Source organism: Niastella populi (genome assembly GCF_002078015.1).
GTDB lineage: Bacteria > Bacteroidota > Bacteroidia > Chitinophagales > Chitinophagaceae > Niastella > Niastella populi.
In genome coordinates this window covers 1-7,359 of sequence record NZ_LWBP01000021.1, presented here as the reverse complement: position 1 = coordinate 7,359, position 7,359 = coordinate 1, and the positions used below count along the sequence as shown (strand labels likewise).

Here is a 7,359-nt window from a genome sequence, read left to right as displayed (position 1 = left end):
TTGTTCCTTGCCATTTTTTGCTGATAGTAACCTTCGAATTTATTTTAACAAAAACAAATTTATCTGTTACCATTATGCCTCCAGAATTAATTCCAGAAGTTAAAAACCCAGCAATAAACTCCAAGATAGTTGATTTACCCGTTCCATTAGCACCCACTAATGCACTTATACTTGAAATAACACCGCCCTTCTCTATCCTAAAAAAATCTTCACCAATTCCAGTTCGTTCTGTCCGCAGAAGCTCTCCGCTACCATTATCATAAGTATAAAAAGCATTAGGATTGAAATTAAATCCTTGGTTTTTTATTAAACTATGCTTTTCTATCCATAGGAACTCTAGTTTCATAGATAAAATTTTAATTTTCCAGCGCAGAAATAGACAGCATATTTTTATTGTGTAGAACGCAATACCGAACCTCTCTCTATTGTAACAATTGAGTCAAACATCTTAAAATATACCTACTATGTTACATTACACCACCTACTACCGCGGACAAGTGCAAAAGGTAAAAATGGGAAACGCTATATGACTGCCCAAACTACTAAAAATTCTTAGCCCCTGATTCAAAAAAAGTCTGACAAGACTGATGACATGCTTTGGGTTGTTACAATACATTTTTTCTATATAGTATTCATTTGCCCGGTGGACATTTCAATGTTGCAATCAAAATCAGTTTCATTTGCAGTGAACCATAAAAACGATTATCATTAAGTGAATAATTCATACAGCTTATTGGCAGAAACGATTGTCACCTTGAATCCCTGGAGGTCTCCCATATTATCCATACGTATGTAGTAGGCAATTTCATCCTGGGGATTGTGACGAAGGACGTGGCTACGATTGAATTCCCAGGTTCGCCCCGTCCAAAATTCATTGTTATTGATCTTATCCCATTCATAAGGTTCAAGTTCCCCATTGCCACTACTATCAGTCCCGTACAACCTAATTAGCTGCTCGGCAATTGATCTGATTTTTGAAATATCTGGACTACCATTATGGTATAGGTCTATATTAAATCTTGGCAGCTTGCCTTCTGCCTGAATTTCAGTACCCACTGATAAAATAAGGTGTGTGAAATAATCCAATTCTTTCCGATCAAGCTCCAAAGTATATTCCAAAACACCATACTCATTTATTGCGCTTTCAGCTAGTCCATTGTAAAGCGTACTATCTAATAAATTCCATATATTGATGGACAAACGTTCGGTTATCGTCCCATTATTATTCCTTTTTGAATGATCACGCACTTTTGGTATAAGTCTGGTAATCAACAGTGAAAACTGATAACGTGGTTTTTGACAATACTGGAGTACAATGGAAATGTCATCTGACAGGCTCCAATAATGTACAACATCTTTGCCTGTTCCAAATCCGGGGGAGGTTGCGACGAGATTAACATTTTGGCGATCTGCAAAAGAAAAAAACTTTTCCCGATCGAAGTTGCCAGCTCCAAGTTCCCCAATAAGTAATTCAAACATTTTGAAAATTCCATCAATATTTGAAATCGTTCCGTAAAACACCACTTTGATGTTTCCATTATCGTGATACTTCAAAAGAATATTTCGGAATACCCCAAAGCATTCTACATCAAAAAGCATACGGACCTTATTCACACCAGCTAATACATCAAATTCATTGGAAATAAGCATCTCAAAGGGTGCATCTTCAAATTTATCAGGTGAAATCTGAAGCATATCACAAAAATCCCTATCGCCTCGCTTTAAAAAATGGATCACTTCTTTAAGTGTCGGGATATTGTTTTTGTCCATATATGTAGAAGGGTAATTTATATACTCTGGTTAAGCCATTGGAACACCCACGATATAGTATCCAGCACCAGGACAATGGTTACCTGATATTGAAGCTTATTTCGGTAACATTCTGCAAGGTAAACGACCTCCCTATACTTTCTTAACTAGCATTTTATTACCTGAATTACTTTACCACTCACGACATAACGGGAAGCTTCGTTTGTACTGATAAAAATTGGTGGATAATGTTGAGTTGATTCAGATTCCAATTTAATCTGTTCATGTTCGAGGTCTATAACAATTTTCTTAATATTAGCCATTTCATCGATGATGGATAATACATAATCATTGGACTGAATATTTTTATCATCGGGGTCAATAATAACCAAATCGCCTTCCTCAATACTTTTACCATTGATATTGGCCCTGTTCATAGATGCCCCAACTGCACGCACGGCGAAGGTATTGCGGCGGTTCCTCAGTAAGCTGAAGGATATTTTTACATGTTCAACAATCCGTTCCTCAGCATAGAGCATTGCAACACCACAATTAGCAGCTCCTAACACCGGAATCACAGCAAAATCAGAGTTGACAGATACACCTGTAGCACATCTTTTGATCGTCTTGTTCGTTTTATCCCACTCAATAAGTCCCTTTTTTTCTAAAGCTTCCAGGTGATGTTTTATTGTTTGCGGATGGTCCTCGTTGATGATCTTGGCAATATCACGTAAAGGGAGCGCCCCTAAATTACTGGTATCTGCCAACTTCAATAACTTCTGTTGGACTGGATGCATGTACCTATGTTTTGATCAAACAGGACGCTTTATAGCCAGGGTCCTGAAATTCATATAATTGGATTTGTCCTACGGATGTAAGCTTCTGCCCGAGAAAAATAGATAAACCAATCGGACCATAATAAAACAAATGAGTTTTTCTGGATTGATACAGGGTCACCATTTCCTTTATTATGTTTTTTGAAGCACTGGCCAAAGATACAGCTTCTGAATCGTTTTGAATTGATAAGTTACCCGGAGTTGATGATGGATGAATCAACACCAATTGTTTTATAGATATGTTGTTGTTTCTTAAGAAAGCAACAACATCGTTCAGGGCCTGGCCAGTTATATTGAAAATTACTGCAATTTCCTGATTTTCTGAATCGATGCCATAAGTGGCGGGATCTTCCGTCTCGTACCTTAACTTGTAACCAGTAATTTTTTCTGCATCAGATCGCCACACATTCGGTGGCTGCTGAATTTCAAAACTCCAATTACCAATTTCCGGAAAGGCCATGCCCAAGGCAAAGCCGGTTGACAAAGTACATTTGCCTCGGAATATAATGTGCCTATTGGAAGTTGTTTTTGCAATATCCTGCCGGGTGGTAATAAGTTGAGGAACCAGCACTTTATCCCACATTCCCACATCAGGCACTGTACGTGTTTGTCTGTCAAAATAGGTAGACCAATCAAGAGTGACAGTAGCATCAGGCGTGTATTTTTCCACCGTCCAGTTATGGATATGAAGTACACTGTCATGATTCAAGGTAGGAGGGGCCGTCAGTACCCCTTTAATAAAGCCGTGTAGTTTGTCTTGCTCAAGAACCTTACCTCTATGAGCCAATACCTCTTCAATCAATTTTGAGTATACTTTACCAAACACGCTAAAATATTCCTTGTAATGAGGATGTTCAACAAGATAACCCGCAAATATATTCCTACAGAGATTGTTATCATTAAAATCGAAAGCGCCAATTTCAAAAAAGAGTTTATTGATAACAAAGTCTACGTACTCCTTGAAACCCGCAGCTTCAATCTTAGTAATCAAAGTTTCTTTTGTTGTTTTTAATATCACTTCCCGATCCTCTTCTGCATACAATTTTTCCGCTTCTCTAAATCTTGACAGTGCATCGCACAACCCCTTCACATTTTGGCTTAACGAGGGCGCAGCTAGGATAAACTTACGATACGCTTTTTCCGTACCCTTGTCAATTAATACAAAGCCACTGATCACTTCTGCTAATTCAGCAGGTGTTACATTATGATCTTTCACTTGCACGTGATCGTAATAGTGCCTCTTATTTTGCTCAAATACTACATCCACGTCACCAGTACCCTCATACATGAGTTTCACAAAATGCAAGTCGTTTAGCCATTTCGGGATATGGCACACTATGTACCGTTCCTGGAATGTATAACCGTCTCCACCAATTATACCTCCCATTCCCATAGGGTGTAATAATGAAAATGGTTTACTATCGCCTGTATGCTGGTTTTCCATAAATTAGTTTTTAAGATAATGGAAACATATCACCGAATACGTTATCGCGCCAAATACGCAAGGCACCGACTTGGTTGCCATTACGCTCTGCCTGGATAGCCTGATCTACAAACTTACCTGCTTCCGCCAGTTTCTGCCGGGCAAGTGTAATCCTTTGTGCATCCATCTGGTCAGACACCGGTGATCCCAGGCCGGCAGGGTCATTCCAGGTTTCGCTAATACGGTCAGCAGCGGTTGCAAAAAAGCTTTTCAATTCATATACGTATCCTCCGGAAAACGGCGGGTATAGCATCTGCATGGCCATTACCTCAATAAGAAATGAAGGTTTGATGGGCTTGCCTTGCGTTTCATTCCATTTCTTTATCATCTTTACCATTGGCTTCCACTCCCCATCAAAAGCCTTATTGGCGGCAGTAGCTTCTTCGGCGTGAATTTCCGGGTCGGTGTTAACCCAATCTTGCAGGACATTATCTGGTATTTGATAATGATTGTCTTTATCAAAAGCAGGCACTACATCAATGCTTAGTATTTTATCTTCATCATTGGGATCGTAGGCAAGATCAACACCTACTGACCGGCGGCCAACCTTTACCTTTGCTTCGCCATACACGGGAGCAAGCACCTTACGAATATCTTCCAGCAAACCCAGTGGGTTATCCAGGTACTTTTTTTCTTTTTCTTTATCCAGCACAAAAAATATATCTACATCTTTTAGAGGACGTGTCTTTGTATGCCGTTTATAAGACCCTGTTAAAAAATCCCTGGCAATGACAAAATGCTCGCCAACTAACGCACGGGCGTCTTGTTGCAGTTTGCTGGCCTTTTTCTGCTCTCCATCTCTTAACTCCAGACGGGATTTAAATTTTTTGAAAGCGTCAAATGTGTTGATCATGATTTCCTCCAATATGATGCCTGAGCGCCGATGGAACTAGTTCCTATCGTCGTACCCAAGCTTTGTTTAGTAAAACCTTCTGTTGAAAGATAGGATGCAGGCCCCCAACCAGCAACATCCGACCTATTTGGATCGGTTGTGAGTATGATACTATATGTGCATGATGAAGGGATGGTACCGAACTTGGTAATGGCAAATTTCAAGGCATCTGTATCCAACCACATAGAACCTTCACCATTGCCATAAGTATAATTGATTTCAAAATCACACCTTGTTACCAATGCACCTGTTGGACTGACAATCTCCAAAGTAATACCTTTGAGGTGCTTGGAAGTCAGCCAGGTCTGAACCCCCAACTCATAAGTTTTCCAATCGTTAACAAATTTATTGGGATCAAGTCCCGTGCTGGTAATAATATAGCGTAGAGATTTGAGCATTTTATCCGTCACAAAAGTGACGGTGTGAGCGTAGGTGTTCACTGAGACTAGCGTACTCATATCATTACAATTTTGAAATGTCTATGGTTAAATGTTTAGTTTGTTGGCTGGAGGTCTTCTCTCCTTCATCTTCTACTGGCTTAGTACCAGCTTCGTAAGCCTTGAACCTTGCGCCTTTTTCACTAAGGGCTTGAGTCACCCAGTCCAATTCATCTTTTTCAGCCGGTATATGAATTTCCCATTCCCCGGCAAAAGGGTTCCAGTTTAGTGGAGATTCGTTCACTTCTTCAGCAGAGCCATTTTCTTCATACAGGCAGTATACACGCAAGCGCGAACCAGTTCCGATAATCGTTATGGGACTTTTGCGTGGCGTTTCATCCGAAATGATGGAAGCTGCAATACCTTCAATTTTTAAAAGTTCACTACGAGCCTCAGCAGAGACTGAAGAAATCACACTTACAATCGTTTCCCAGGTATCAGCCGCAGTCCTCACCGGGCAGGCTGAAAATTTTCTTGTGACTATGCTCATTTCAGTTTCTTTTTTGCTTGCGTGAAAGATTTTTTCAGGTGATCAATGGTCATAAGACCAGGATTCAAAACGACCTTAATATCCTGTGTACAAGCGCTGATTACTGCTTTGCGAATTTGGCGGCCATCCAACCCTAAAGCAGATTGCGCCAGTTTGCTATACTCCTTATCTTTTGGAATTTTCTTAAGTTCTTTCCATTCTTCACCCATCGCATCAAGAGTATCTGTCAAGATGGCTTCACAGGCTTCAAGAGTGGGCTTTTCAACGTATAAAACCAAGTCTGCACGAGAAATAAACGCAGGATCAAGTGCCCCTTCAAAGTTGCTGGTGGCAATGAACAATAAATGCGGAAACTTTGCAGCAAGATTATCAAGCCCGGCAAGCATAGCATCGGTTGCCCGATGAACATCCACAGGGTTTGCTTCCAGGCTCATTTTGGTTCGGTCAGCCACTAAGGTTTCCACTTCATCCAGCAGAACGACCAATGGGCCAAGAAGGGCCTGTTCAGTCACCACTTCTTCGAGGAATCTACGAATTTCCCGCTGGCTTTTACCCAAGGCGGAGCTTGTTAAAGCGTGTGGCTCAACTTCTATGAAATTCACTTTCGACTCCTGGAGTTTTGCTGCCGCTACTGAAGCCACACCTTTTGCGATAGAAGTCTTTCCCGTTCCTGGCGGTCCTACCAGCAAAATGATTCCATGTAAAGGAATGGCAGCTTTCGACGGTATTTTAGACCGTAAAGTCAGCTCTAGTAAAACTTGCGCCAGCAGTTGGTTTTTCACTTCATCTGGCATAAAAATGCGACCCCATAACTCGGTAAAATCCTTATCTGGCAGCTCTCTTTTGTCAAGAATCCCTTTATCCTGCATAAATCGTCAATTGATTTGACAAATATTTGACAAAATTAAAATAATAACGAAAAATCTTATCCCCAGAATCTGAATAAAACATAATACATTGATTATCAATATCAAAATAGTTGCAGAAAAAAATCCTGTTTTCTTTTTTCTACTTTCCTATTTTAGTATAAATCTGCCATTTATGGGGAAAACGACAAAGTATGCCAGTAAGGGATTGACAACGGGTGCCTTAATAAAAGGAATTATTAATGTTATTGAGCAACGCAAGCGAATTCAGCAAACACCGGGCGCCTCACTTAATTGGCAGGAACTGTTTGTCGAAGCAGGAATAGGGGCTTTGGCTGGTGTAGTTGTTGGTGGTACGTTGGGTGCAATTATGGATCATGATAACAGTCTTGAAAAGCCAATTAATACAGATTATATTTTAAATGGCATGCTTCATAATATGCATCTCTCTCCTTTGAATAGGGACTATTTAGAGTTGCGAAAAAAGGGAGAAGAGATCATACAATTATTCGAAAGGAAATTCAGTGGGCTTTTAAAGTGTAAACCCATGTTTACGGGTTCTACAGAAAAAGGCACCGCATTACGAAAGAAATTTGATATTGACAT

Annotated in this window: 9 protein-coding genes; 1 reads left to right on the top strand and 8 read right to left on the bottom strand. The window is 40.2% G+C overall.

Annotated features, from left to right (window positions below; genetic code table 11):
* The 8 genes from A4R26_RS04900 to A4R26_RS04865 all read right to left on the bottom strand — a co-directional run.
* Positions 1-346: ATP-binding cassette domain-containing protein (locus A4R26_RS04900; RefSeq protein ID WP_133054546.1), on the bottom strand; the 346-nt coding region annotated here is incomplete at its 3' end.
* A gap of 362 nt (positions 347-708) precedes the next feature.
* Positions 709-1,770 carry a hypothetical protein gene (locus tag A4R26_RS04895; RefSeq protein WP_081161480.1) on the bottom strand — a complete coding sequence of 354 codons (1,062 nt, stop codon included), beginning with the start codon at positions 1,768-1,770 and terminating at the stop codon, positions 709-711.
* Positions 1,771-1,916: 146 nt separating this feature from the next.
* Positions 1,917-2,546, bottom strand: coding sequence for a LexA family protein (locus tag A4R26_RS04890; RefSeq protein ID WP_081161477.1), 630 nt, complete (start codon positions 2,544-2,546; stop codon positions 1,917-1,919).
* Between the two features lie 4 nt (positions 2,547-2,550).
* Positions 2,551-4,029, bottom strand: a complete 1,479-nt coding sequence (locus A4R26_RS04885; protein ID WP_081161474.1) for an SAVED domain-containing protein — start codon at positions 4,027-4,029, stop codon at positions 2,551-2,553.
* A gap of 10 nt (positions 4,030-4,039) precedes the next feature.
* Positions 4,040-4,921, bottom strand: coding sequence for a CBASS oligonucleotide cyclase (locus A4R26_RS04880; RefSeq protein ID WP_081161471.1), 882 nt, complete (start codon positions 4,919-4,921; stop codon positions 4,040-4,042).
* Positions 4,918-5,418, bottom strand: coding sequence for a hypothetical protein (locus A4R26_RS04875; RefSeq protein WP_081161468.1), 501 nt, complete (start codon positions 5,416-5,418; stop codon positions 4,918-4,920). The genes A4R26_RS04880 and A4R26_RS04875 overlap by 4 nt, the downstream gene beginning before the upstream one ends.
* Positions 5,419-5,422: 4 nt before the next feature.
* On the bottom strand, positions 5,423-5,887 hold the full coding sequence (locus tag A4R26_RS04870) for a CBASS system Cap8 protein (RefSeq protein WP_081161465.1): 465 nt from the start codon (positions 5,885-5,887) through the stop codon (positions 5,423-5,425).
* Entirely contained in the window at positions 5,884-6,756 is an 873-nt protein-coding gene (locus A4R26_RS04865; protein WP_081161462.1) for an AAA family ATPase, read from the bottom strand. Before A4R26_RS04865 ends, A4R26_RS04870 begins: the two co-directional genes overlap by 4 nt.
* Positions 6,757-6,844: 88 nt before the next feature.
* On the opposite strand from A4R26_RS04865, the gene A4R26_RS04860 reads away from it, so the two are divergent.
* On the top strand, positions 6,845-7,359 hold a 515-nt coding region (locus tag A4R26_RS04860), incomplete at its 3' end, for a hypothetical protein (protein WP_133054545.1).